This window comes from Halopseudomonas sp. (assembly GCF_036960865.1).
Lineage (GTDB): Bacteria > Pseudomonadota > Gammaproteobacteria > Pseudomonadales > Pseudomonadaceae > Halopseudomonas.
On record NZ_JBALWE010000005.1, the window covers coordinates 298,484 to 322,113 of the forward strand.

General features: G+C 60.4%; 24 protein-coding genes. 16 read left to right on the forward strand and 8 right to left on the reverse strand.

Translation table 11 applies throughout. From position 1 onward, the window contains the following. Positions 1–21: 21 nt before the first annotated feature. The 3 genes from ppa to V7747_RS09385 form a co-directional block, all read right to left on the reverse strand. The gene (gene ppa, locus V7747_RS09375; protein ID WP_092285235.1) at positions 22–549 is read right to left on the reverse strand and encodes an inorganic diphosphatase; all 528 of its coding nucleotides are present in this window, start codon (positions 547–549) and stop codon (positions 22–24) included. 319 nt (positions 550–868) lie between these two features. Then, positions 869–1,318: a GNAT family N-acetyltransferase gene (locus tag V7747_RS09380; RefSeq protein ID WP_335615817.1), complete on the reverse strand. Its 450-nt coding sequence runs from the start codon at positions 1,316–1,318 to the stop codon at positions 869–871. A 148-nt stretch (positions 1,319–1,466) separates the two neighbouring features. Further along, the gene (locus tag V7747_RS09385) at positions 1,467–2,726 is read right to left on the reverse strand and encodes a 6-phosphofructokinase (protein ID WP_335615772.1); all 1,260 of its coding nucleotides are present in this window, start codon (positions 2,724–2,726) and stop codon (positions 1,467–1,469) included. Between the two features lie 292 nt (positions 2,727–3,018). Between V7747_RS09385 and mpl the strand changes: the two genes are divergently transcribed. Both mpl and V7747_RS09395 read left to right on the forward strand, forming a co-directional pair. Next, positions 3,019–4,380, forward strand: a complete 1,362-nt coding sequence (gene mpl, locus V7747_RS09390; RefSeq protein ID WP_335615773.1) for a UDP-N-acetylmuramate:L-alanyl-gamma-D-glutamyl-meso-diaminopimelate ligase — start codon at positions 3,019–3,021, stop codon at positions 4,378–4,380. After that, complete coding sequence (locus V7747_RS09395; RefSeq protein WP_335615774.1) at positions 4,373–4,999, forward strand: flavin prenyltransferase UbiX; 627 nt, start codon at positions 4,373–4,375, stop codon at positions 4,997–4,999. Before mpl ends, V7747_RS09395 begins: the two co-directional genes overlap by 8 nt. 56 nt (positions 5,000–5,055) lie before the next feature. Here the strand turns inward: V7747_RS09395 and V7747_RS09400 are convergent, their stop codons facing one another. Continuing rightward, a complete protein-coding gene (locus V7747_RS09400) occupies positions 5,056–5,511 on the reverse strand; it encodes a MaoC family dehydratase (RefSeq protein ID WP_092285223.1) in 456 nt (151 codons plus the stop codon). A gap of 209 nt (positions 5,512–5,720) precedes the next feature. Here V7747_RS09400 and V7747_RS09405 point away from each other — a divergent pair, with 209 nt between their 5' ends. Further along, on the forward strand, positions 5,721–6,305 hold the full coding sequence (locus V7747_RS09405) for an LON peptidase substrate-binding domain-containing protein (protein ID WP_335615775.1): 585 nt from the start codon (positions 5,721–5,723) through the stop codon (positions 6,303–6,305). A gap of 19 nt (positions 6,306–6,324) precedes the next feature. On the opposite strand, the gene V7747_RS09410 is transcribed toward V7747_RS09405, so the two are convergent. Both V7747_RS09410 and V7747_RS09415 read right to left on the reverse strand, forming a co-directional pair. Continuing rightward, the gene (locus tag V7747_RS09410) at positions 6,325–7,527 is read right to left on the reverse strand and encodes a DedA family protein (protein ID WP_335615776.1); all 1,203 of its coding nucleotides are present in this window, start codon (positions 7,525–7,527) and stop codon (positions 6,325–6,327) included. Then, on the reverse strand, positions 7,517–8,263 hold the full coding sequence (locus tag V7747_RS09415; protein WP_442909215.1) for a DNA-3-methyladenine glycosylase: 747 nt from the start codon (positions 8,261–8,263) through the stop codon (positions 7,517–7,519). The genes V7747_RS09410 and V7747_RS09415 overlap by 11 nt, the downstream gene beginning before the upstream one ends. A gap of 126 nt (positions 8,264–8,389) precedes the next feature. Here V7747_RS09415 and V7747_RS09420 point away from each other — a divergent pair, with 126 nt between their 5' ends. The 11 genes from V7747_RS09420 to lipB all read left to right on the forward strand — a co-directional run bounded on the left by V7747_RS09420 (position 8,390) and on the right by lipB (position 18,352). Then, entirely contained in the window at positions 8,390–9,655 is a 1,266-nt protein-coding gene (locus V7747_RS09420) for a glutamate-5-semialdehyde dehydrogenase (RefSeq protein WP_335615778.1), read from the forward strand. A 7-nt stretch (positions 9,656–9,662) separates the two neighbouring features. Beyond that, on the forward strand, positions 9,663–10,304 hold the full coding sequence (gene nadD / locus V7747_RS09425) for a nicotinate-nucleotide adenylyltransferase (protein ID WP_335615779.1): 642 nt from the start codon (positions 9,663–9,665) through the stop codon (positions 10,302–10,304). Positions 10,305–10,325: 21 nt separating this feature from the next. After that, positions 10,326–10,685 (forward strand): ribosome silencing factor, encoded by a 360-nt coding sequence (gene rsfS / locus V7747_RS09430; RefSeq protein WP_092285213.1) that lies wholly within the window; start codon positions 10,326–10,328, stop codon positions 10,683–10,685. Positions 10,686–10,691: 6 nt separating this feature from the next. Further along, positions 10,692–11,159 (forward strand): 23S rRNA (pseudouridine(1915)-N(3))-methyltransferase RlmH, encoded by a 468-nt coding sequence (gene rlmH, locus V7747_RS09435; RefSeq protein WP_335615780.1) that lies wholly within the window; start codon positions 10,692–10,694, stop codon positions 11,157–11,159. A 3-nt stretch (positions 11,160–11,162) separates the two neighbouring features. Further along, on the forward strand, positions 11,163–13,064 hold the full coding sequence (mrdA, locus tag V7747_RS09440; RefSeq protein WP_335615781.1) for a penicillin-binding protein 2: 1,902 nt from the start codon (positions 11,163–11,165) through the stop codon (positions 13,062–13,064). Further along, on the forward strand, positions 13,061–14,203 hold the full coding sequence (rodA, locus tag V7747_RS09445; RefSeq protein WP_335615782.1) for a rod shape-determining protein RodA: 1,143 nt from the start codon (positions 13,061–13,063) through the stop codon (positions 14,201–14,203). The genes mrdA and rodA overlap by 4 nt, the downstream gene beginning before the upstream one ends. A 25-nt stretch (positions 14,204–14,228) precedes the next feature. Next, a complete protein-coding gene (gene mltB, locus V7747_RS09450) occupies positions 14,229–15,251 on the forward strand; it encodes a lytic murein transglycosylase B (protein ID WP_442909216.1) in 1,023 nt (340 codons plus the stop codon). Then, positions 15,251–16,171 (forward strand): septal ring lytic transglycosylase RlpA family protein, encoded by a 921-nt coding sequence (locus tag V7747_RS09455; RefSeq protein ID WP_335615819.1) that lies wholly within the window; start codon positions 15,251–15,253, stop codon positions 16,169–16,171. Before mltB ends, V7747_RS09455 begins: the two co-directional genes overlap by 1 nt. A 124-nt stretch (positions 16,172–16,295) precedes the next feature. Continuing rightward, positions 16,296–17,420: a D-alanyl-D-alanine carboxypeptidase family protein gene (locus V7747_RS09460; RefSeq protein ID WP_335615820.1), complete on the forward strand. Its 1,125-nt coding sequence runs from the start codon at positions 16,296–16,298 to the stop codon at positions 17,418–17,420. Positions 17,421–17,438: 18 nt separating this feature from the next. Then, positions 17,439–17,717, forward strand: coding sequence for an HP0495 family protein (locus tag V7747_RS09465; protein ID WP_335615783.1), 279 nt, complete (start codon positions 17,439–17,441; stop codon positions 17,715–17,717). Beyond that, complete coding sequence (lipB, locus tag V7747_RS09470; RefSeq protein WP_335615784.1) at positions 17,717–18,352, forward strand: lipoyl(octanoyl) transferase LipB; 636 nt, start codon at positions 17,717–17,719, stop codon at positions 18,350–18,352. The genes V7747_RS09465 and lipB overlap by 1 nt, the downstream gene beginning before the upstream one ends. Before the next feature lie 3 nt (positions 18,353–18,355). Here lipB and lipA read toward each other — a convergent pair whose 3' ends face one another. Beyond that, on the reverse strand, positions 18,356–19,405 hold the full coding sequence (lipA, locus tag V7747_RS09475; RefSeq protein ID WP_335615785.1) for a lipoyl synthase: 1,050 nt from the start codon (positions 19,403–19,405) through the stop codon (positions 18,356–18,358). Between the two features lie 148 nt (positions 19,406–19,553). After that, on the reverse strand, positions 19,554–20,861 hold the full coding sequence (locus V7747_RS09480; RefSeq protein ID WP_335615786.1) for a lytic murein transglycosylase: 1,308 nt from the start codon (positions 20,859–20,861) through the stop codon (positions 19,554–19,556). Between the two features lie 373 nt (positions 20,862–21,234). Between V7747_RS09480 and V7747_RS09485 the strand changes: the two genes are divergently transcribed. Continuing rightward, a complete protein-coding gene (locus V7747_RS09485; RefSeq protein WP_442909217.1) occupies positions 21,235–22,728 on the forward strand; it encodes a SulP family inorganic anion transporter in 1,494 nt (497 codons plus the stop codon). Between the two features lie 27 nt (positions 22,729–22,755). Next, complete coding sequence (locus V7747_RS09490) at positions 22,756–23,619, forward strand: universal stress protein (protein WP_335615787.1); 864 nt, start codon at positions 22,756–22,758, stop codon at positions 23,617–23,619. Positions 23,620–23,630 lie beyond the last annotated feature (11 nt).

A 23,630-nucleotide genomic window follows, 5' to 3' on the forward strand; every position in this document is an offset into this window, starting at 1 on the left:
CTTTTCAACGGGGCGAAACGCTTATTTTTGGTAAGCGTTTACAGCCTTAACAATTTCCGCGCGGGCTTCGTCAGCGTTGCCCCAACGGTCGATCTTGACCCATTTGCCGGCTTCCAGATCCTTGTAGTTCTCGAAGAAGTGCTGGATCTGCTGGATCAGCAACTCAGGCAGGTCGGTGTATTCCTTGATGTCGTGGTACAGCACGCTCAGCTTGTCGTGGGGTACGGCGATCAGCTTGGCATCTCCGCCGCCATCGTCAGTCATGTGCAGTACGCCAACCGGACGGGCACGGATCACGGCGCCAGGGGCAACCGGGTGCGGCGTCACGACCAGCACGTCGAGCGGGTCACCGTCGTCGGCCAGGGTGTTGGGGATGTAGCCATAGTTGGCCGGGTAGAACATGGGCGTAGCCATGAAGCGGTCAACGAACAGCGCGCTGCTGTCTTTGTCGATCTCATACTTGATCGGCGCGTGGTTGGCTGGAATTTCAATGGCGACATAAATGTCGTTGGGAACGTCTTTGCCTGCGGGGATCTGGTCGTAGCTCATGGGTTACCTGAATCGGCCATAGTTGAAAACTGGCCGGCATTATAGGCGCTTCGTGTCGCGATACCAAGCAAAACCCGGTGTACCTTGGTCTTAGTTGACGCACCTTTGGTGGTTCGCCATGGCAGCCGAGGTGAGGCTTACCGTTGGAGTAGGTTTGCCGACGGCGTTGTCCCGGTTTGGCGCCAAGGTCTAAGGCGCACTGGCACGTGGCGGGCGAGTAGCGCGGATGCTCAGCTTGCGGTGTCGTCGCCGGTTGCCGCCACAGGAGCGGCTTGGCCGCTCACCGTGTATTGCGCGTGCGAAGGTGCCAAGGCGCGGCTTAGTTCAGTTTCAGCGCGAAGTACATGAAGTCGTGATCGTTGCTGAAGCCCAGCGAGCGGTACAGGCTTTGCGCCGCGACGTTGTCCTCGCCGGTCATTACCGTCATACGCTCGACACCCGCAGCGCGTGCCAGGTCCTTGGCGTGGTTGATCAGCTTGTCGGCAACCAATTGGCGGCGCGCCTCTTCGGTAACGTAGATACCTTTGAGAACCCAGGCGGCAGACAGCGTCAGTGCCGAAAAACTTGGAATGAACTGGCAGAAACCCAGCGCCTTGCCGGAGTCATCGTCTTCGGCGATCAGGATGATGGCTTGCTCATGTACCAGGCGCGCTTCCAGAAAACGGCGTGAGGCTTCCGGCTTGGGTAGCTGCCCGTAGTATTCACGGTACTTGATGAACAGCGGCGTTATTTCATCAAGGCGATCAACATCTGCCTGCACTATGCGCATACGATTACCCATTTTTGGTCATTAAGTGGCTGGGGGGTTTTTGTCGGTCATTTGCTTCATCCTGCATCAGCATGAGGCAATCTGCAATCGGCGGCCACAAAAAAACCGCCGTTCCCGAAGATACGGCGGTTTTGTTAACGCGAGGCGTCTAGACTGCGAATGGCGGCAGCTTTTTCGCTACGGTCTGGCGCTTCAGCGTGACGTAGTGCGGCATGCCATTCTTGAAGGGCGGGAAGTCCTCACCCTGGATCAGCGGCGACAGGTAGCGGCGGCAGGCGTCGGTGATGTGGAAGCCATCTTCGGTGATGAAGTCGCGCGGCATGAACTTCTCGACGTTGGCCACATCCTTCAGCGGCGCTTCGATGATGTCCCACTCGTAAGGCGCATCGTTCAGGCGGCGAATGGCCGGCATGATCGAGTTCTTGCCTTCCAGGGCGATTTTTACTGCGGCTTGACCCAGCGCGTAGGCTTGATCGACATCCACCTTGGCGGCGATGTGGCGGGCAGCGCGCTGCAGGTAGTCGGCAACCGCCCAGTGGTACTTGTAGCCCAGCTCTTCCTTCACCAGCTTGGCGATGGTGGGGGCTACACCTCCGAGCTGCGCGTGACCGAAGGCGTCGGTCAGGCCGGATTCGGAGAGGAACTTGCCATCGCTGTTCTTGATACCCTCGGAAACGCCGATCACGCAGTAGCCGTAGGTCTTCACGCACTCGTCAACACGGGCAAGAAAGGCTGCCTGGTCGAACTCGATCTCGGGGAACAGCAGAATGTGCGGTGGCTGACCTTCGCCTTCGTTGGCCAGACCACAGGCGGCGGTAATCCAGCCGGCGTGGCGGCCCATCACCTCAAGGATGAATACCTTGGTAGAGGTGGCCGCCATGGAGGCAACGTCAAAGCCCGCCTCACGGATAGAGGTGGCGACATACTTGGCCACGGAGCCGAAGCCCGGGCAGCAATCGGTGATCGGCAGGTCGTTGTCGACAGTCTTGGGTACGTGGATAGCCTGGATCGGGTAGCCGAGGGTTTCGGCCAGTTGCGATACCTTGAGGCAGGTGTCGGCGGAGTCGCCACCGCCGTTATAGAAGAAATAACCGATGTTGTGCGCTTTGAAAACCTCGATCAGGCGTTCGTACTCGGCACGGTTGGCCTCCAGGCTTTTCAGCTTGTAGCGACAGGAACCGAAGGCGCCGGATGGGGTATGGCGCAGAGCGGCGATATCGTCGACTGTTTCCAGGCTGGTATCGATCAGTTCTTCGGTCAAGGCGCCGATAATGCCGTTGCGGCCGGCATAAACTGTGCCGATCTGGTCGGGATGCTGACGAGCAGTTTCGATCACGCCGGCGGCGGATGCGTTGATAACGGCAGTTACCCCGCCCGACTGGGCATAGAAAGCGTTCTTGACGGTCATGTGGACTCCATGTGTTGAGACTTTGAAGGCGTTCGCCGCAAATCCATTGCTGCCGTCGTGCGTCAGGTCGCGGGCGGGGCAAGTGCAAAAGGTGGTGCGGACAGATGCGCGCATGATAGCGGAAAGCCGTGCCAGTTGCATGACAATCGGGCTGCAAGCGCTGTCATCCGGCCTGTCGTGCTAGTATCCCCACAGCATGCCGGACACGCGCCTGTCGGCAACTTTAGCGCCGTTTTGCGGGTCTGTTTGGCGGGTAATCAAGAGTTCAATACAAGGGTACAAGGCCTAATCAATGCATCTGCACATTCTGGGTATCTGCGGTACGTTCATGGGATCGCTGGCGCTGCTGGCGCGCGAGCTGGGGCACGAGGTGAGCGGGTCGGACGCCAATGTCTATCCGCCGATGAGCACCCAGCTTGAGGCCCAGGGCATTGCCCTGCAGGAAGGTTATGATCCCGCGCACCTGCAGCCGGCACCGGATCTAGTGATCGTCGGCAATGCCATGAGTCGCGGTAACCCGGCGGTGGAGTACATGCTCGACCAGGGTATGCCTTATGTCTCCGGCCCGGAATGGCTGGCGCGCTATGTACTGCAGGAGCGCTGGGTGCTGGCGGTTGCAGGCACCCATGGCAAGACATCGACCTCCAGTCTACTGGCCTGGTTGCTGGAAGATGCGGGCATGGCGCCGGGCTTTCTGATTGGCGGTGTGCCGCAGAATTTCGGCATCTCGGCCCGCCTGGGCGATACACCTTTCTTTGTGGTCGAGGCCGATGAATACGACAGCGCCTTCTTCGATAAGCGCTCCAAGTTCGTACACTATCGCCCGCGTACCGCGATCCTGAACAACCTGGAATTCGATCACGCGGATATCTTCCCTGATCTGGCCGCCATTGAACGGCAGTTTCACCATTTGGTGCGCACCGTTCCGTCTGCTGGCCTGATCATTCGCCCGCAGGGCGTGGCAGCGCTGGATCGAGTGATCGAGATGGGCTGCTGGACACCGTGCCAAACCACCGGCGAGGGCGGCGACTGGCAGGCCAAGCTGCTCACTGCCGACGGCTCCCAGTTTGAAGTCTGGCTCAACGGTGAGCTGCAGGGTGTTGCGCAGTGGCAGCAAACCGGCATGCACAGCGTGGCGAATGCGCTCTCAGCACTGGCTGCAGCGCGCCATGTGGGTGTCACTCCAGCTCAGGGTATTGCGTCGCTCGGTGGTTTCCGCAACGCCAAACGGCGGATGGAAAAGCTGGCCGAGATCAACGGTATCACCGTCTACGACGACTTTGCCCATCACCCCACCGCCATCGCCACGACGCTGGCCGGCCTGCGTGCGCAGATTGGCGAGGACCGATTGATCGCTATTATCGAGCCGCGCTCCAATACCATGCGCCTTGGCAGCCATATGCAGGCATTGCCAGGCAGCGTGTGTGATGCCAGTGAAGTGATCTGGTACCAGCCGCCAGGGCTCGACTGGTCGCTGGCGCCGGTGGTGCAGGGTAGCCCGGTGCCGGCGCAGGTAATGACCGATCTGGAAGCTATCGTGCAGCAAGTCGTGGATGGCGCAACCCCCGGCACCCGGGTGGTGGTGATGAGCAACGGTGGCTTCGGCGGCATTCACCAGAAACTGGTGCAGGCGCTGGAGGCTCGTCATGGCTGAACAGCAAAGAGTAACCCTGGCGGTTACCGGCGCCTCGGGCGCGCAATACGCCATGCGCCTGCTGGAGTGCCTGGTGCAGGCCAATGTTGAGGTCTCGTTCCTGATTTCGCAGGCGGCCCAGTTGGTGGTGGCAACCGAGACGCAGTGGCAATTGCCGGCCAAACCGCAGGCGCTGGAAACCTACCTGACCGACCATTTTTCTGCCAAACCCGGGCAGATCAGGGTGTATGGCAAGCAGGATTGGATGGCGCCTGTGGCTTCGGGCTCGGGCGCGCCGGCTGCTATGGTGGTGTGCCCGTGTTCTACCGGTTCGTTGTCGGCGATTGCCACCGGCGCGAGCAATAACCTGATCGAACGGGCTGCGGACGTTGCCCTGAAAGAGCGGCGTAAGCTGATTCTGGTGCCGCGTGAAGCGCCGTTCTCGACTATTCACTTGGAAAACATGCTCAAGCTGAGTCAGATGGGCGCGGTCATTCTGCCCGCCAGTCCGGGCTTTTATCACCAGCCTGAGTCGGTTGCCGATCTGATCGATTTTGTTGTGGCGCGGATTCTCAATCAGCTGGGGATCGAGCAGCAGTTGTTGCCACGCTGGGGCGAGGTTGGCCCGCGAGCGGAATAGTGCGGAGGGTGCGCGGGCAGGTGCGTGGCCTGCCCGCAGCGGATACCGATGTTACTTCACACGAAGTACAGCGATAGACCTTCGGAAATGAACGCTGGCTTGTCGACGCCTTCGATTTCCAGAGTGTTGCGCGCTTTCATCAGCCACTGTCCCGGATTTTTCTCGGTGACGTCCAAGATGGTGGTGTGCAGACGAACGCGTGAGCCAACACGTACCGGCTGGATGAAGCGCAGGCTGTCCATGCCGTAGTTGACGGCCATTTTCAGGCCTTCAGGGCGTGGCATCAGGCCGGCGGACAGCGCGGGCAGCAACGAAAGCGACAGAAAACCGTGGGCGATGGTGCCGCCAAAGGGTGTTTGCTTGGCTTTTTCTTCATCAATGTGGATGAACTGGTGGTCACCGGTGCACTCGGCAAACTGGTTGACCCGCTCCTGATCGATCTGCAGCCATTCCGAGTGGCCCATATCCTTGCCGATCAATGAGGTAAGTTCGCTAACTGGTATAGCTGTCATGGCGTTCTCCGTGACTCTTATTGTGGCCCGCTGGGGGTGTGCATACCTGCCCGCTGCAATGCTAACCTGCCGGCACAAGTGTTTCCGGGTGAATGGTTGCAAGCGCCGGCGAGGGGGTCAATCAGTCGCGGCCTTATATTGGTTTGCTGAATGATTCGACCTTCCTGCTGAAGGCTATGCCTGACGGCGATTGATGACAAGAGGATCGAATGAGCGAAAAAATCGCACTATTTCCACTGAAGACGGTATTGCTCCCGGGCTGTACTCTGGATTTGCAGCTGTTTGAGGCGCGTTATCTGGATATGGTCAGCCGGTGTTTCAAGGCCGGCGAAGGCTTCGTGATTGTGGCGCTGGAAAAAGGGCCTGAGTCCGGCACCGGCGACCTGCGTTTCAGTGCGCTCGGCTGCGAGGCGCAGATCGTCGACTTTCAACAGCGCGACAACGGTTTACTGGGCATCCGGGTGATGGGTGGCAGGCGTGCGCAGGTGAGTAACGTGGAGGTGGCCGCCGATGGTCTGGTGCTGGCGCAGGTGGAGTGGCGCGCCGAAGCCGACGACGGCAATCTGGTGTTGGCGCATGACGAACTGGAAACTCTGCACGCTGCGCTGCTGGAGCACCCGCTGGCGTCCGGATTGGACTTGCCGCCGGTAGGGCGCAGTCAGCAGGCGCTGGCTTATCAGCTCGCCTACCTGCTGCCGTTCAGCCTGGATCAGAAAACCCATCTGCTGGCATTGGATCATCCGGCAGAGCGCTTGCAGCAAATCAGTGAGTGGTTAGAGGTATTGCAGGCCTAACGCGGTAGCTCCCGCTGGGCTACCAGAGTACCCAGGCAGCGGCGGCAAAAGGCCAACTGGCAATCACCCAGCGCAGTGGTCTGGCCAGGGGCGTCATAGGGCTGACGCGCTCCACCAGCCAACAGGCCAATAGGCTGGCACTCACGCCCACCAACAGGCTGCGCAGCATTTCCAGTGGTGGCAGTACGCGGTGCTCGAGAACGTTGCTGGCAATCAGCAACAACAATGGCAGCAGGTAGAGCAGCCAGGCACTGCGCATCCAGAAATGCTGGCTACGGCTACAGTTGACGACCAAGGCACAGAGAATCGCCGTGAGCAGGGCGTTGATGCTCGCGCCGCCGGTCAGTCCTATGGTCCAGGCAATGAGTAGCGCCAGCGCTAGCGCGGCGACCTGCACAACGGCGTGGTTCCAGCGCCGAGCAAGCAGCAGCGCAGCAATAATTGGTGCTGCAACCAGAAGCACTTGCGGCGTCAGAATCAGCACGTGGCTGGCGCCCGGCAGGCGCAGATGGTCGGCGCTGTCGATCAGGGTACTGTCGAAAATGGCCAGTGCAGTCCGGTTCACACTCAGGGTCAGCAGCGAGATCAAGCAGCCAGCCGCCGCAACCAGACAGCTCCAGCGTTTTTGCAACTTGAGCACATACAGACAGCAGGCGATGAGAATAATGGCGCCAATCAGCAGGCTCAACGCCTGATTCCAGAAAAACGGCGGTACCGCCCATTGCGCTGCACGGCCGGTGGTGTAACCGGGAATCAGGTAGGCCGGCGCCCAGGCCAGTGCAGACGCTAGGTTGATTGCTAGAAAGCGCCAGGCGGGCATGTCGAACATGCCCGCGACCATGGGTATGATCGGGCGTATCGGGCCGATGAAGCGACCCAGTACCACGCTGAGCCAACCGTAACGACGGAAGAAGCGCTCGCCACCGTCGATCCACTGCGGATTGCGTCTGAACGGCCCAAAATTGCGGATATTCTGGTGGAAATAGCGGCCCAGCAAAAAGCTGATCAGATCACCCAGTACGGCGCCGCTAAAGGCCCAGGCTACTGCCACCGTCAACGGCATACCGCCGCCAGCGGCCAGCGCTGATACGGCAAACAGCAGGAAGACGCCGGGGACCACCAAGCCGGCGACGGCCAGTGACTCGCTGAACGAGATCAGAAAGATGGCCACGCCCAACCACTGCTGGTGTTCGGCCAGCCATTGCGTCAGCTCAACCAGCAAGTGGACCTCCGATAATGGCAGCCTGCTCGGTCTGTTGGCGGGTCAGCAGACGGTAGTCGCGCTCCGCCACGCGGTTGCGACCCAGCGGATTGCGCGTGCAGTGGGGGGCGTAGGCGGCATCGATAAAGCGGTAGGGCAGATCTTCGTCGCGACCGGCGGGAATGCCCAGACGCGCCGCTTGAACCACCTGCTCTGGCTGGTAGCCGTCATCTTCGATGTACAGCTCGTCCGGGCAGAATGCCCGGGCGTTCCAGTCCGGCACCCTGATGCCAAGGGCACGGCACAAAAGCGTCTGGCCGGCACACAATTTATTCGCACTGCGCGGGCTGCCGTCGCGGTTGGGGTTCAACCCTTGCATGTGCTGCAGGCTGGCTGCACCGCTCAGATGATCTGTCACCGGATAAGCGGATTTTACTAAAACACCGTTGCCGGCCCCGGCGGCGCTGCAGTTCATCGAGTCGCCGCCGCGGGCGTAGTACATATAGATGATGCCCCCGTCCATGAAAAGTGCGCGCCGGGCCTCGGTGAAGCCGAGGGAGGCGTGGCTGCCTTTTTCTTCCAGCAGATAGGCTTCGGTTTCGATGATGCGCGCTGACAGCCATAGGCCATCGAGTCGGCGGCGGATTACCTTGCCGAGCAATGCAATGGCCAACGTGCGGGCATCCTGCTGGAAGAAGCTGGCGGGCAGGGCGGCGCTGGCGGTGGTGGTTGACTGGGCGTTTGACATGGTCGTCATCCTATCAGCATAGGTATTGCAGATTGAATTGGCGTGAGGCTGCAGGATTCGAGGGGGCGGCCCTGTCAAGTGCCCGGTGACCCGGCTATAATGCCGCATTTGCGCAGACAGGTAACAGGTAACAGCATGAGTGCGGAACAGGTAGTCGTTTACATGACCGAGCTGGGACAAAACGCCCGGCGCGCATCGCGGGTTATTGCCCGTGCGACGACAGCCGTCAAGAATCAGGCCTTGCTGGCTACGGCCGATGCCATCGAGGCCGCCAGCGACACGCTGGTGGCTGCCAATGAACTGGATCTGCAGGCCGGCCGCGATAACGGGCTGGATGCGGCCATGCTGGATCGTCTGGCGCTGACTCCGGCCCGCCTGCAGGCTATGGTCGAAGGTCTGCGCCAAGTGGCTGCGTTGCCTGATCCGGTGGGTGCCATCCGCGATATGAAGTTCCTCCCTTCGGGTATTCAGGTGGGCAAGATGCGCGTGCCGCTGGGGGTGATTGGCATCATTTACGAATCCCGTCCCAATGTGACCGTCGAAGCGGCCAGTTTGTGCCTGAAATCGGGTAACGCCTGTATTTTGCGCGGTGGCTCGGAATCGATTCACTCCAATCGCGCCATTGCCGCCTGCTTGCGTGCTGGGCTGGCGGCAGCTGGGTTGCCAAACGAGGTAGTCCAGGTGGTGGAAACCACCGACCGCGCTGCGGTGGGCGCGCTGATTACCATGCCCGATTACGTGGACGTTATTGTGCCGCGCGGCGGCAAGGGCCTGATCGAGCGCATCAGCAAGGATGCGCGGGTACCAGTGATCAAGCACCTGGACGGCATTTGCCACGTTTATGTGGATGACCGCGCGGACCTGGCCAAGGCCGAGGCGATTGCCATCAACGCCAAGACCCATCGCTATGGTGTCTGCAACGCGATGGAGACGCTGCTGGTACACGAGGCGGTGGCCGCCGAGTTCTTGCCTAGGATCGCCGCTGCCTATGCGGAAAAAGGCGTTGAGCTGCGCGGCTGCGAGCGCACCTGCGCCCTGTTGCCGCAAGCGGTTGCCGCCACTGAAGAGGACTGGTCTACCGAGTACCTGGCGCCGATCCTCTCGGTCAAGGTGGTAGCGGACATGGACGCAGCCATTGAGCACATCAATCACTACAGCTCGCAGCATACTGACGCCATGGTCTCGGAGGACTTCACCCGCGCACGTCGCTTCCTCGCGGAGGTGGATTCCAGTTCGGTGATGATCAACGCCTCGACCCGGTTCGCAGATGGCTTTGAGTACGGTCTGGGTGCCGAGATCGGCATTTCGACTGACAAGATTCACGCCCGCGGTCCGGTCGGTCTGGATGGGCTGACCAGCGAGAAATACGTGGTCTTTGGCGACGGCCATATCCGGCAGTGATGCACGGATGAGGCAGCGAATCGGCTTGCTGGGCGGCACTTTCGACCCGGTGCACTTTGGTCATCTACGTAGTGCGGTCGAGGTGCGTGAGCAGCTGCAACTGGACGAATTGCGGTTGATTCCCAGCGCTCGCCCACCGCACCGTGGGGTGCCCGGTGCCAGTGCCAGCCAGCGGTTGACTATGGTCAGGCTGGCGGTGGGTGAGGGCAGTGGCCTGCAGGTGGATGACTGTGAGCTGCGCCGCGAACGGCCTTCCTACACGGTAGATACGCTGGAGTCGTTACGCGCCGAGCTCGGCAATGATGCGGCGCTGTTCATGGTACTTGGCTGGGACGCCTTCTGCGGCCTGCCCGGCTGGCATCGCTGGGATGAATTGCTGCGGCTGGCGCACATCGTGGTGTTGCAGCGTCCGGACTATGACCTGGACGTGCCCGAAGTACTCAAGGATCTGCTCGCTGCACGCAGCGTGGACGATCCGGCACGACTGGCTCAGGCCAGTCGTGGCTACATTCTTTGCCTGTCGCAGACGCCCCTGGCGATCTCTGCGACCCATATTCGCGGTCTGATAGCCAGCGGCGCCTCACCGCGCTTTCTGTTGCCGGACGCCGTGCTTGACTATATTGAAACCGAAGGGCTTTATCGGCCCTGATATTGAGGATTTAAACGTCTTATGCAGATTGAAGAGCTTGCGCAACTGGTAGAAAACGCGCTGGACGAACTCAAGGCCAAGGATGTGGTCCGCATCGACGTGCGTGAGCACACCAGCGTGACCGATTTCATGATCATCGCCAGCGGCACCTCCAACCGTCACGTCAACGCGCTTAGCGACAATGTGGTCGAGAAGGCCAAGGAGTCCGGCCGCAAGCCACTGGGTGTCGAGGGCAAGGGTTCCGGCGAATGGGTATTGGTTGACCTTGGCGATGTGGTGGTGCATGTCATGCAGCCAGCCACCCGCGAATTCTATGATCTTGAGCGTCTGTGGCAGAGCGCTGAGTCGCGCCGGGAACAGCAGCAGCGACCCGCGGAGTAAGCCCCGTTGCGTATTCGCCTGATCAGCGTGGCGTCACGCATGCCGCGCTGGGTAGAGCAGGGTTACCAGGAGTATGCCAAGCGGCTGCCACCGGATTTGCCGCTGGAGTTGGTGGAGATCCCGCTGGCCACTCGCGGCAAGAATGCCGACGTCAGCCGTCTGATGCGCCGTGAAGGTGAGCAGATGCTGGCCGCCGTGCAGCCGGGGGAACGCATTGTGACCCTTGAGGTCACAGGGCGTGCGTGGTCCACCGAGACGCTGGCAGAGCAGCTGGAAATGTGGCGCTTGGATGCGCGCAACGTCAATCTTTTGGTGGGCGGGCCCGAGGGGTTGGCCGAGGATGTCAGCGCGCGCAGTGATCAACGTTGGTCGTTGTCGCCGCTGACGCTACCGCATCCGTTGGTGCGTATTCTGCTGGCAGAGCAACTGTATCGGGCCTGGACCATTCTCAATCGTCACCCCTACCACAAGTGATTCATGGCCAAGCCCATCCACCTGAAAGACCACAGTAAAGACGCCGGCATCGTACATCGCCGTTTGCTGTTGGCCGGCATATTTGTGCTCGCGCTGGTGGGCGCGCTGGTCGCTCGCATGTACTACCTGCAGGTCATCCAGTACGAGCATCACTCTACGCTGTCGGAAAATAACCGGGTGCACGTGCAGCCGATCCCGCCGACCCGTGGCCGTATCTATGACCGCAACGGCGAAGTGCTGGCGGAGAACCGTCCGAGCTACAGCCTGACGATCACTCGGGACCGGGTAGAAGACCTGCCGGCGACCTTTGAGCTGCTGAAATCCCTGCTGTCGCTGACGGATGAGGACGTGGCCCAGGCCGAGCGTCGGCTGATGCAGGCGCGGCGGCCGTTTGAGTCCGTGCCGGTGATGCTGGAGCTGACGCAGGAGCAGATAGCGCGCATCGCGATCAACCAGTTTCGGCTGCCCGGCGTAGAGGTACAAGCCAGTTTCGTTCGTTATTACCCCTTTGCTGATCACTTTGCCCATGCGCTTGGCTATGTTGGGCGCATCAACGAGCGCGAGCTGAAGTCCATCGATACCGTGGCTTACGCGGGCACGCACTATATTGGCAAGACCGGGATAGAGCGTTACTACGAAGAGCTGCTGCACGGCACTGTGGGTTATGAAGAGGTAGAAACCAACGCCCGTGGGCGCGTGCTGCGGGTGCTGTCGCGTACCGAACCGGTAGCCGGCAAGGACCTGACTCTACACCTGGATGCCAACCTGCAAAGAGTTGCCGAAGAAGCGCTGGGCGACCGTCGCGGTGCGGTTGTGGCCATTGATCCTGCGACCGGTGGCGTGCTGGCCTTTGTCAGCAAACCGGGCTTTGACCCCAATCTGTTCGTTACCGGTATCAGCTACGCCGACTATGGCGCGCTGCGTGACTCACTGGATCAGCCGCTTTTCAACCGCGTGCTTCGCGGGCAGTATCCGCCAGGCTCGACCATCAAGCCGGTAGTTGCGCTGGCGGGCCTGGAAACCGGCGCCACCACGCGTAATGCCCGGGTATATGATCCGGGCTTCTTTCAGCTGCCGAACTTCAGTCACAAATACCGTAACTGGAACCGCAGCGGCGATGGTTGGGTAGATATGTCATACGCCATTGCGCGCTCCAACGATACCTACTTCTATGATCTGGCGAACAAGATGGGGATCGACCGGATGCACGACTTCATGACCCGTTTTGGCATCGGTCAGCGCGTCTCCATCGATATGTACGAAGAGGCGGCTGGCTTGATGCCGTCCAGCGACTGGAAGCGCACCAAATACAAACAACCCTGGTATCCGGGCGAGACGCTGATTGCCGGTATCGGGCAGGGCTATATGCTGTCGACGCCTTTGCAACTGGCGCAGACCATGGCGCTGATCGCCAATCACGGTAAGTGGCACCGCCCGCGCCTGCTGATGGACGCTGAAGGAGTGGCGCCGGACGAAAGCGATACCCCGGAGAGCATCGTGCTGCGTAACCCCTCGGACTGGGATTTCATCACCCAGGCCATGCAGGATGTAATGCAGTCGCCACACGGCACCGCGCGCGCCGCAGCACAGGGCGCGCAGTACAACATGGCAGGCAAGAGCGGTACCGCGCAGGTGGTCGCTATTGCCCAGGGTGAGCGCTACGATTCCAAGAGTCTGCGCGAACGGCACCGTGATCACGCCCTGTTTGTCGGCTTTGCGCCGACGGAAAAACCGTTGATTGCGGTGGCGGCGCTGGTGGAGAACGGTGAATCCGGGGGGCGGGTTGCCGGGCCGGTGGTGCGTGCCGTATTCGATGCCTGGGTTCTGCCACGCTTGCCCAAGCCCGAGGGCGAAGCTGAACTCGAAGAAGACGCCGGCAGTTCGCCAGAGGAGTCAGCACAATGAAGCGTCCAACGCCGATGCCGGCGGCCGCTGGCTTGCGCCGTCGCGAATCCATCTGGATGCGCATTCATATAGATCCCTGGCTGCTGCTGCTGATTCTCGGGCTGGCAGCGGTTGATGCCTTTGTTCTGTACTCTGCCAGCGGCAAGAGCCTGAGTATGGTTTACCGGCAAATGGCCTACTTCGCGGTAGGCATTGCGGTGATGGTGGTGATAGCCCAGTTCCAACCGCGCTTTATGCAGCGCTGGGTGCCGGTGGCCTATGTCGGTGGCACCTTGCTGCTGGTGGCGGTGTTGCTGTTTGGCACCGAGGCCAAGGGAGCGCAACGCTGGCTGACCATACCCGGCGTGACGCGCTTCCAGCCTTCGGAAATTCTCAAACTGGTGATGCCCATGAGCGTTGCCTGGTATCTGGGCGCGCGCACCTTGCCACCCCGTTTCAAGCACGTGGTGATCGCCATGACGATCATTTTTGTGCCGGTGGTGCTGATTCTCAAGCAGCCGGATCTGGGCACCTCGCTGCTGATCGCTGCTTCCGGGATATTTGCCCTGCTGCTCGCCGGTCTGCTGTGGCGCTATATCATCGGCGCGCTGTTGCTGCTGGCGCCGGCGGCGGCCGGTATGTGGTATTTCGTCATGCACGGTTACCAGAAGCAGCGCGTACTGACCTTCCTCAACCCCGAGAGCGATCCGTTGGGTTCTGGCTGGAACATCATTCAATCGAAGGCGGCGATCGGCTCCGGCGGCGTGTTTGGCAAAGGCTGGTTACAGGGCACGCAGTCGCACCTGGATTTTCTCCCTGAGGGGCATACCGATTTCATTATTGCGGTGCTGGCGGAAGAGTTCGGCATGGTTGGGGTGTGTCTGTTGCTCTGTGTCTACATGCTATTGATCAGCCGCGGTATGGTGATCACGTTGCAAGCGCAAGACGCATTCTGCAAACTGCTCGCAGGCAGCATTACCCTGACCTTCTTTGTTTATGTTTTCGTCAACATCGGCATGGTCAGCGGCCTGCTGCCGGTGGTTGGCGTGCCGCTGCCCTTTATCAGTTACGGTGGCACCTCGTTGATTACGCTGTTGTCGGGGTTCGGTATTCTCATGTCCATCCATACGCACCGCAAATGGATGGCAAAAAGTTCATGACCTGGGGCTTGGATTGAAACAAAACATGTACAAAAACAACACGGCTATTGATCGCCGTTGGAAGGCCCGCTTGGCCGCAATGCTTTTGGGTGGCCTGCTGAGCGCTGGCGTCCAGGCGCAGGATTACGGGTCAGAGCACGCCGACGTGCCGGCCTTTGTCGAAAAAATGCAGAGCGAGTATGGCTTCAGCCCGCAACACGTGCAGAGCTTGCTGGATCAGGCGGTGCGTCAGGAAGCCATTCTAAAGGCGATTGCGCGGCCGGCAGAGCGGGTCAAGCCGTGGCACGAGTACCGCGCCATCTTTATTACCGACAAGCGCATCAACGATGGTGTGGCTTTTTGGGACAAGCACGCCGAGACCCTTGCGCGCGCCGAGAAAGAATATGGCGTCGAGCCGGAAATCATTTTGGCCATTATGGGGGTAGAAACCTCCTATGGCGGAAATATGGGTTCCTACCGCGTGATTGATGCGCTGACAACGCTGGGCTTCGATTATCCGCCACGGGCGGACTTTTTCCGCCGTCAGCTGGAAAGCTATCTGGTACTGACCCGCGAACAGCAGATGGACCCGTTGGTGCTGAAGGGGTCCTATGCCGGGGCTATGGGCTATGGTCAGTTCATTCCCAGCAGCTACCAGGCTTTCGCCGTGGATTTTGATCACGATGGTGTAGTGGATATCTGGAACAACCCCGTGGATGCCATCGGTAGCGTCGCCAACTATTTCCACCAGCACAAATGGCAGCACGGTTCTGCAGTGGCCATCGCTGCCGATGTAGATGGGGACAGGTTTGCCGAGGGCATAACCCTTGCGCAGGGGCTCGAAGCGCGCAAGACCGTAGCTGAACTGAAGAGCCTGGGCTGGACGCCGCGCGCAGATCTGGAACAGGATGCCGAGGTGATGGCGTTCGAGTTTGATGCCGGGGAACGAATGCAGTACTGGTTGGGTCTGAACAACCTGTATGTGATCACCCGCTACAACCGTAGTGTGATGTATGCCATGGTGGTGCACCAACTAGCCGACTTGTTACGTGAGGCACGGCAGCAATGATGCCAGCATCCATCTCTGTTCTGCGCCTATCTCTGGCTTGCGTCGCACTTTCGGCTCTGGCTGCCTGCTCATCCAGCCCAACCAGCAATGGCAGTGCTGCCAGCAGCGCGCCACCAGCTGGCGCGCCCGGCCCGGTGCGCACTGTGCATGACGGCCCGCCGAGTTACATGCAGGACGTCTCGCAGATTCCGGATGCCGTGCCGGTGCCGCACACTGGGCGCTACAAGGCCTCGCCCTACAACGTGCTCGGCCGTGATTACAATCCCATGCAGGACGGTCGTAGTTATCGGGAAGAGGGCACGGCCTCCTGGTATGGCACCAAGTTCCATGGTCAGAACACTGCCAACGGCGAGCTGTATGACCTTTACGGCATGACCGCCGCGCACAAGACGCTGCCCCTGCCGACGTATGTACAGGTCACCAACTTGTCGAATAATCGAAAGATTATTGTGCGGGTCAATGATCGTGGGCCATTTTATTCTGATCGCATCATCGATCTGTCCTACGCCGCAGCCAAGAAGCTGGGTTACGCCGACCAGGGCACCGCACACGTACTGGTAGAAGGCATAGACCCGGTCGCCTGGCAGCAGCAGAACAACCCGAATTATCTGGTTCAGAGCCAGCCTGCAGTGGCTCCGCAGCGTGCCGAAATCATACCGCCAGAGCCGGTGGAAACCGGACACACGGGTTATTACCTGCAGGTCGGCGCCTTTTCCAGCGCACAGTCCGCAGAACAGTTGCGTCAACGCCTGCGTAGCGTGGTGTCGGCCAATGTTTTTGTCAGTGAGTTCCAGCAAGATACGCGCACACTGCATCGGGTGCGCTTGGGGCCGGTGTCCAGTCAGGACGAAGCACGTCGCCTGATGGAAACTCTGCGGTTGGCCAATATGGGCACGCCGACGCTGGTAACAGTTAACTGATTCAACGATTTAGAACAAACGCACTCCACCATTGATTGTGAGTAACATGCTGAAAAATCTGATCTCCACAGTGCTTCTCTCCGGCGCCACCCTGTTGTCTGCCACCGCGCTGGCACAAACCCCCATGCCCAATGTACCCGTGCCGGATGCCCAGTCGGCGGCGCCTATCGTCCCGGCCGCGCCCGAGTTGGCAGCCACCAGCTATCTGCTGATCGATGCCAATAGCGGCACGGTGCTGGTTGAGCACAACGCCGATGAGGCGCTGCCGCCGGCCAGTCTGACCAAGATGATGACCAGCTACATCGCCAGCCAGGAAATAAAACGTGGCCAGATTGGCGAGGACGATCTGGTGCTGGTCAGCGAGAAGGCCTGGCGCATGGGCGGCTCCAAGATGTTCATCAAGGTCGGTAATCAGGTATCGGTAATCGACCTGCTGCGCGGCATCATCATCCAGTCCGGCAACGACGCCAGTATTGCTCTGGCCGAGCACATTGCCGGCAGCGAAGATGCCTTTGCTGACATGATGAATGGGCAGGCCAAGCGTCTGGGCATGACCAACAGCCACTTCGTCAACGCGACTGGTTGGCCGGCTGAGGGGCATTATTCCTCCGCCCGCGATTTGGCGACCCTGGCCCGCGCCATCATCGATGATGACCCGGAAGAGCACTACAAAATCTATGGCGAGAAAGAGTTTGTCTGGAACGACATCCGTCAACCCAACCGCAATCTGATGCTTTGGCGCGACAGCACGGTAGACGGCCTGAAAACCGGTCATACCGAAGAAGCTGGCTACTGCCTGGTGGCGTCGGCCAAGCGTGAAGACATGCGTCTGATCTCTGTCGTCATGGGTACCAGCAGCGAGCAGGCGCGTGCCGCCGAAACCCAGAAGCTGCTGACTTGGGGATTCCGTTTCTTTGAAACCAAGAGCTTCTACCAGCCTGGCCAGGTTATCTCCACCACGCGGGTCTGGAAAGGCGCGCAGGACAAAGTTGACCTGGGTCTGCAAAACGGTCTGCAAATGACGCTGCCCAAGGGCCAGCTGGACAAGCTGGAAGCGGGCATAACCCTGCAGACACCGGTCCAGGCGCCGATTAAGGCAGGTGATGTATTGGGCCAGGTGGAGGTCAAACTGGGCGAGGAGGTAGTTCACTCTGCGCCGCTAGTCGCGCTGTCCGATGTTGAGCAAGCCGGTATCTTTGGTCGCTTGTGGGACAGCATCCGTTTGTTTTTCTACGGACTGTTCAACTGAATAGCGGAGGGTAGCGCAATGGCCGATCGTACTGAGCCCCAGGCACCCAAAATCGAGTTTCCGTGCCAGTACCCGATCAAGGTGATCGGGGCGGCCGGGGACGATTTTGCCGAGATTATCTGCAGCGTGGTGGAGAGGCACGCACCCGGCGTCGATACCACCACAGTGGAGATCAAGGACAGCAAAAACGGGCGCTTTTTGTCGCTGCGGGTCGTTATCACTGCGACCGGGCCTGAGCAGCTTGATGCTCTGCACAAAGACCTCAAGGCCACCGGTCGTGTTCACATGGTGCTTTGATGCCGGTTGCCGTACCTGAACTGCTGATTCGAGAGCTGGGGCTGGTCGATTACCAGCCGACGCTCGAGGCGATGCGCCGATTCACTGACGAGCGCGGCGCTGAGACCCCAGATGAAATCTGGTTGTTACAACACCCCCGGGTGTTTACCCAGGGCCAGGCGGGCAAGGCGGAGCATGTGCTCGCGGCGGGAGATATCCCGGTGATTCAGGCGGAGCGGGGCGGCCAGGTTACCTACCATGGGCCGGGACAGCTGGTCGGTTATCTGTTGCTGGATTTGCGCCGCCTGGGCTTGGGTGTACGCGATTTGGTGACGGCCATGGAGCAGTCGCTGGTTGATGTGCTACAAGGCTACGGCTTGGATGCGGCGCCGAAGCCCGACGCTCCCGGCGTTTATGTCGAGGGGGCCAAGATTGCCTCGCTGGGCCTTAGAGTGCGGCGAGGCTGTTCCTTTCATGGTCTGGCGCTGAACGTGGATATGGACATGCAACCGTTCCAGCGCATCAACCCCTGCGGTTATTCGGGGCTGCGCATGGTGCAGCTGAGCGAACTGGTGACGGAACCGGTTTCCCTGCCCCTGGTACAGCAGCAATTGAGCCAGGCGCTCAGGCAGCGCCTGGGGTATCTGCCGAGCTGAGGTTTAGCTGAGATTCAGGGCAGGAATCAGGCTGTTGTCTATCTCCTGGCCGGGCACGGCCACCGGGGCTGCCAGGCCCAGGTTGTTCTTCTCGAAAACTCGATCGGCACGGTAGCTGGAGCGCACCAGCGGGCCAGCCGCCACTTCCATGAAACCCTTCGCCAGACCCAGCTCGCGGAAGTGATTGAACTCGTCCGGGCTGACCCAGCGTTGCACCTGCAAATGGTTGCGAGTGGGTTGCAGGTACTGGCCCAGGGTGACGATGTCCACGCCGATGGCGCGCAGGTCATCAAAGGTCTGCAGCACCTCATCATCGGTTTCACCCAGGCCCAGCATCAGGCTGGTCTTGGTCAAAACGTCAGGACGGTGGCGTTTGGCGTGCTCGAGCACTTTCAGGGTCTTTTCATAGCCGGCACGCGGGTCTCGTACCACGTGGGTCAAGCGCTTTACCGTCTCGACGTTTTGCGCAAAAACCTGCAGACCGGAGTCCACAACACGCTCGATGGCGGCAAGATCGCCGTCAAAGTCAGGGGTCAGGGCCTCTACCACGACCTCGGGTGTACGCGCCTTGATCGCGCTGACACAGGCGGCATAATGCGCTGCGCCGCCATCGTCTAGGTCATCGCGGTCCACCGAGGTGAGCACGATATAGCGCAGCGCCATGAGTTCGACCGACTTGGCGGTGTTCTCGGGTTCTTCATGATCCAGCCAGCCGTTGGGGTTGCCGGTATCGACCGCGCAGAAGCGGCAGGCCCTGGTGCACACCGAGCCCATGACCATGATGGTGGCGGTGCCATTGGACCAGCATTCGCCCATGTTGGGGCAGTGCGATTCCTGACAGACCGTGCTCAGGCGGTGCTCGCCCACATTACGCTTTACTGCCTCGAAACGATCGCCGCTGGGTGCCTTCACGCGCAGCCATTTGGGCTTGGGGGTAAAGACCTGAGGCTCGCTCGAGCTGCGGCGTTTCTGGCCATCCTTGATGGCTGGGATGCCTTGGGCGTTGCGGAATTTCTGACCACTGGAAACGGTTTTCTGCGGGCTGTCGGACATCGAAATCAGGGCTCCTGCGGGTAGCGGCTCCACGGGGAATGTGCTGGGCACGGGATGGCTTGTGGCCTCGGCGCAGTTTATCACAGAAAGCGCCACCTGCACCGGCCTTGGCGGGCTGCAGGTGGCGCTAACACGGCAGCTTGGCGGCTTACCGGCGGCGTAGCTGCTCCAGCAGTTCCGGCGTAGGGTAGCCGTCGGCCGGCGATTCAAGCTGTTGCTGAACGCGGCGAATGGCACTGCGGGTATTGGCGCCGATGATGCCGTCGATACCGCCAGGCTCAAAGCCCTGCGCGGTCAGCAGGGTCTGTAGTTCGATGCGCTCGCTGCGAGACAGGGGGCGGTCTTCGGTGGGCCAGCTGGCGACTATTTTGCCGCCACCCTGGAAGCGCTCCGACAACAGCCCGATGGCCAAAGCGTAACTGGTGGAGTTGTTGTAGCGCATGATCGAGCGGAAATTGTTGAGTACTAAAAACGCCGGCCCGCGATGACCCGCCGGTAGCAGCAGGGAGGCGGGCTGTTCGCCAAGGTTGCCTGGCAGAGCGTTGCCTTCGGCGCCGCGCACCCCCAGGGAATTCCACTCGCTGAAGGGTTTGCGGATGCTGGTATCTGCCAGAGCGTAGTCAAAGCCGCGGGGTAATTGCACTTCCTGTCCCCAGGGCTGACCCGGCTGCCAGCCGGACTGTTGCAGGTAGTGGGCGGCAGAGGCCAGGGCATCGGCGGCGCTGTACCAGATGTCGCGGCGGCCGTCCTGATCGAAGTCGACCGCATACTGATTGTAGGTGGTGGGAATGAACTGGGTCTGTCCCATGGCACCGGCCCAGGAACCCAGCATGCGCTCGGGCTGGATGTCGCGGTGCTGCAGAATGTCCAGTGCGCCCAACAGTTGGTCGTGGGCAAATACCGGGCGCCGTCCCTCGTGGGCAAGGGTAGCCAGCGAGCGAATCACCGAACGACTGCCCATGTTCTGGCCAAAGTTGCTCTCCAGGCCCCAGATCGCTGCCAGGATATGCCGGTTCACGCCATAGCGTTGCTCAATGCCATCAAAATTGCTGCGCTGCTCGCTGAGCTTGCGCTGCCCGTTGGCAACCCGCTGGCTGGAGAGCGCGCCGTCCAGGTAGGCCCAGACCGGCCGTGAGAACTCCGGCTGGCTGCGGTCAGCCTTGATCACGTCAGGGTCAGGCGTCACGCCGTCGAATGCCTGGTCAAATAACGCCGGATCAATTCCCTTGCCCAGCGCTTCGGCACGAAAGTCGGCGCGCCAGTCGGCAAAGCTGCGAGCAACGATGACCGGCTCAACCATCAGCGGCGCTGTAGCGGGTTGCAGGGTTGGCGGTTTGGCGATCTGGCTAGGTTCGGCCTCGGCAATGGCCTGGGTGTCGGCGCAGGCCGTTAAGCAGAACAGGCTGGCAGAGGCCAGCAAATGAATTCCGCTGCGGCGGTGGAACGGATGGGGCATGCGTGGATTCCTGAAGGCGGTCTGGCACCGAAGGTGGTGGCAAGTTCTTGTTCTCTGCCTTGGAGGATACTGGTGCGCGAAGGTTCCTGCCAGCTTCGCGCAAAAGCGCCGGCCAGCGGGGCTGTGTGGCCCCTGCAGTGGCTTTATGCTAGAGTCCGCGACCTCTTCCTGGATTGACTGATGGACAGGTGATGATCGGCCGATGCGGCTTTACGCCACGGTAGACTTCACTTACACGTTCATGCGCGGCTGTCACTGAGTGCGGAGTGCGCCGCTTGCCGCCGCGTGGCCCATCGTCTTTTCCGTACGCAACGTCTCGCGGATACCCTGGCGGGCAATCAATCAAGTAACTGTAAACTGGTAGTCCCTGCTTATGACTCTGATCGAAACTCTTCGCCAGCAATGGTTTTCCAATGTGCGTGGCGACCTGCTGTCTGGTCTGGTGGTCGCTTTGGCGCTGATTCCCGAGGCCATCGCGTTCTCCATCATCGCCGGTGTCGATCCGAAAGTGGGCTTGTATGCTTCGTTCTGCATTGCCGTGGTGATTTCCTTCACCGGTGGCCGCCCCGGAATGATTTCTGCCGCTACCGGTGCTATGGCGCTACTGATGGTGACTCTGGTGCGCGACCATGGACTGGAATACCTGCTTGCTGCCTCGGTACTCTGTGGTGTCTTGCAGATCGCTGCCGGTTATCTGCGTCTTGGCTCGCTGATGCGCTTCGTCTCGCGTTCGGTGGTGACCGGTTTCGTCAACGCGCTGGCGATTCTGATTTTCATGGCGCAGTTGCCTGAGCTGACCAATGTTACCTGGCACGTATACGCCATGACGGCAGCGGGGCTGGGCATCATCTATCTGTTCCCTTACCTGCCTAAGATCGGCAAGGTGATCCCGTCGCCGCTGGTATGCATTCTGTCGATGACGGCCGTGGCTATGTACTTTGGTCTGGATATCCGCACGGTGGCGGACATGGGCGAACTGCCGGACACCCTGCCTGTGTTCCTCTGGCCGGATGTACCGCTGAACCTGGATACACTGCTGATTATCCTGCCCTATTCCGCGGCCATGGCGGTGGTAGGCCTGCTGGAGTCGATGATGACTGCGACCATCGTGGACGATCTGACCGACACCAGTAGCGACAAGAACCGCGAGTGCAAGGGCCAGGGTATCGCCAATATAGGCTCGGGCCTGCTGGGTGGTATGGCTGGCTGCGCGATGATCGGTCAGTCGGTGATCAACGTGAAATCGGGCGGCCGTACGCGGCTGTCGTGTTTCGTCGCGGGTATCGTGTTGTTGCTGTTGGTGGTGTTTGCCAGCGACTGGGTAGGCCAGATTCCGATGGCCGCGCTGGTCGCGGTGATGATCATGGTCTCCATTGGTACCTTCAGTTGGGATTCGTTGCGCAACCTGCGCAAGCACCCGCTGTCGACCAATATCGTGATGGTTACCACCGTAGCGGTGGTGGTGGCGACCCATAACCTGGCTTATGGTGTGCTGGCGGGGGTGTTGCTGGCGTCGCTGTTCTTTGCCAACAAGATTGGCCACTTTCTGTACATTTCCAGCGAGCTGGATGCCAGCGGAAACGAGCGTCGCTACCAGGTGGTGGGGCAGGTGTTTTTCAGCTCCGCCGACAAGTTCAGCGCCAGCTTTGATTTCAAGGAGGTGCTTGATAAGGTGACAATTGATCTGAGTCGTGCGCATTTCTGGGATATCACTGCCGTAGGCGCGCTGGACAAGGTTGTTCTCAAGTTCCGCCGTGAAGGTACCGAGGTGGCGGTGATTGGCCTTAACCAGGCCAGCGCGACCATCGTTGACCGCTTTGGTGTGCACGACAAGCCTGATGCCGCTGATCAACTGATTGGGCATTGAGCGCGCTACAACAACAAGGAGAAGCAGATGAGCGAGAGCCAGGCCAAGGTCGTAGCCTGTATTGATGGCTCCGGCGCGGCGGTCGCGGTATGCGACTACGCTGCTTGGGCCAGCCAACGCCTGCAGGCACCGCTGGAGCTTTTGCATGTGCTGGATCACAGCCAGACGCCGGCCCACGCTGATCTATCCGGCAGTATCGGCCTTGGTAGTCGCGAGCATCTGCTGGTCGAGCTGGCCGAGCTGGATGAGCAACGCGGCCGGCTGCTGCGTGAGCAGGGCAAGGTGATGCTGGAAGCTGCTGCGCAGCGCGCACGTGCCGACGGGGTCGAGACGCCGCTGACGCGCCAACGTCACGGTGAACTGGTCGATACCCTGCGCGAGCTGGAAGGTGAGATACGTTTGCTGGTGATGGGCCGTCAGGGTGAGGTCAGTGACTCGCTGGCACGCCACGTCGGTAGCCACCTGGAGAGCGTCATTCGTACCCTGCATCGTCCTATATTGGTCACCACCGGCGAATTCCAGGCGCCCCGCAGGCTGATGCTGGCCTTCGATAACAGCCCCAGCACCCGCAAGGCGCTCGACATGCTGGCGCAGAGTCCCTTGTTTGCCGGTTTACCGATTCACCTGCTGACCGTGGGCAACGTCACTGATGAGATTATGCGCGGGCTGGAAAGTGCACGGCAGCGCTTGCAGCAAGCCGGATTCGTGGTTATCACCGCGCAGCGCAGCGGCGAGGTAGAAGCCACGCTACTGGCCTACCAGCGCGAAGAGCAGATCGATCTGATCGTGATGGGGGCCTACGGGCATTCGCGGATCAGGCAGTTTCTGGTCGGCAGTACCACCACGGGTATGCTGCGCAATACCGAATGCCCGCTCTTGCTGCTGCGCTGAGCGGGCAACCT

What these genes read in the sequence shown, in the direction of transcription:
- ppa (WP_092285235.1), bottom strand. Translation starts at nt 549, where the DNA reads ATGAGCTACGACCAGATCCCCGCAGGCAAAGACGTTCCCAACGACATT.
- V7747_RS09380 (WP_335615817.1), bottom strand. Translation starts at nt 1,318, where the DNA reads ATGCGCATAGTGCAGGCAGATGTTGATCGCCTTGATGAAATAACGCCG.
- V7747_RS09385 (WP_335615772.1), bottom strand. Translation starts at nt 2,726, where the DNA reads ATGACCGTCAAGAACGCTTTCTATGCCCAGTCGGGCGGGGTAACTGCC.
- mpl (WP_335615773.1), top strand. Translation starts at nt 3,019, where the DNA reads ATGCATCTGCACATTCTGGGTATCTGCGGTACGTTCATGGGATCGCTG.
- V7747_RS09395 (WP_335615774.1), top strand. Translation starts at nt 4,373, where the DNA reads ATGGCTGAACAGCAAAGAGTAACCCTGGCGGTTACCGGCGCCTCGGGC.
- V7747_RS09400 (WP_092285223.1), bottom strand. Translation starts at nt 5,511, where the DNA reads ATGACAGCTATACCAGTTAGCGAACTTACCTCATTGATCGGCAAGGAT.
- V7747_RS09405 (WP_335615775.1), top strand. Translation starts at nt 5,721, where the DNA reads ATGAGCGAAAAAATCGCACTATTTCCACTGAAGACGGTATTGCTCCCG.
- V7747_RS09415 (WP_442909215.1), bottom strand. Translation starts at nt 8,263, where the DNA reads ATGACGACCATGTCAAACGCCCAGTCAACCACCACCGCCAGCGCCGCC.
- V7747_RS09420 (WP_335615778.1), top strand. Translation starts at nt 8,390, where the DNA reads ATGAGTGCGGAACAGGTAGTCGTTTACATGACCGAGCTGGGACAAAAC.
- nadD (WP_335615779.1), top strand. Translation starts at nt 9,663, where the DNA reads ATGAGGCAGCGAATCGGCTTGCTGGGCGGCACTTTCGACCCGGTGCAC.
- rsfS (WP_092285213.1), top strand. Translation starts at nt 10,326, where the DNA reads ATGCAGATTGAAGAGCTTGCGCAACTGGTAGAAAACGCGCTGGACGAA.
- mrdA (WP_335615781.1), top strand. Translation starts at nt 11,163, where the DNA reads ATGGCCAAGCCCATCCACCTGAAAGACCACAGTAAAGACGCCGGCATC.
- rodA (WP_335615782.1), top strand. Translation starts at nt 13,061, where the DNA reads ATGAAGCGTCCAACGCCGATGCCGGCGGCCGCTGGCTTGCGCCGTCGC.
- mltB (WP_442909216.1), top strand. Translation starts at nt 14,229, where the DNA reads ATGTACAAAAACAACACGGCTATTGATCGCCGTTGGAAGGCCCGCTTG.
- V7747_RS09455 (WP_335615819.1), top strand. Translation starts at nt 15,251, where the DNA reads ATGCCAGCATCCATCTCTGTTCTGCGCCTATCTCTGGCTTGCGTCGCA.
- V7747_RS09460 (WP_335615820.1), top strand. Translation starts at nt 16,296, where the DNA reads ATGCCCAATGTACCCGTGCCGGATGCCCAGTCGGCGGCGCCTATCGTC.
- V7747_RS09465 (WP_335615783.1), top strand. Translation starts at nt 17,439, where the DNA reads ATGGCCGATCGTACTGAGCCCCAGGCACCCAAAATCGAGTTTCCGTGC.
- lipB (WP_335615784.1), top strand. Translation starts at nt 17,717, where the DNA reads ATGCCGGTTGCCGTACCTGAACTGCTGATTCGAGAGCTGGGGCTGGTC.
- lipA (WP_335615785.1), bottom strand. Translation starts at nt 19,405, where the DNA reads ATGTCCGACAGCCCGCAGAAAACCGTTTCCAGTGGTCAGAAATTCCGC.
- V7747_RS09480 (WP_335615786.1), bottom strand. Translation starts at nt 20,861, where the DNA reads ATGCCCCATCCGTTCCACCGCCGCAGCGGAATTCATTTGCTGGCCTCT.
- V7747_RS09485 (WP_442909217.1), top strand. Translation starts at nt 21,235, where the DNA reads ATGACTCTGATCGAAACTCTTCGCCAGCAATGGTTTTCCAATGTGCGT.
- V7747_RS09490 (WP_335615787.1), top strand. Translation starts at nt 22,756, where the DNA reads ATGAGCGAGAGCCAGGCCAAGGTCGTAGCCTGTATTGATGGCTCCGGC.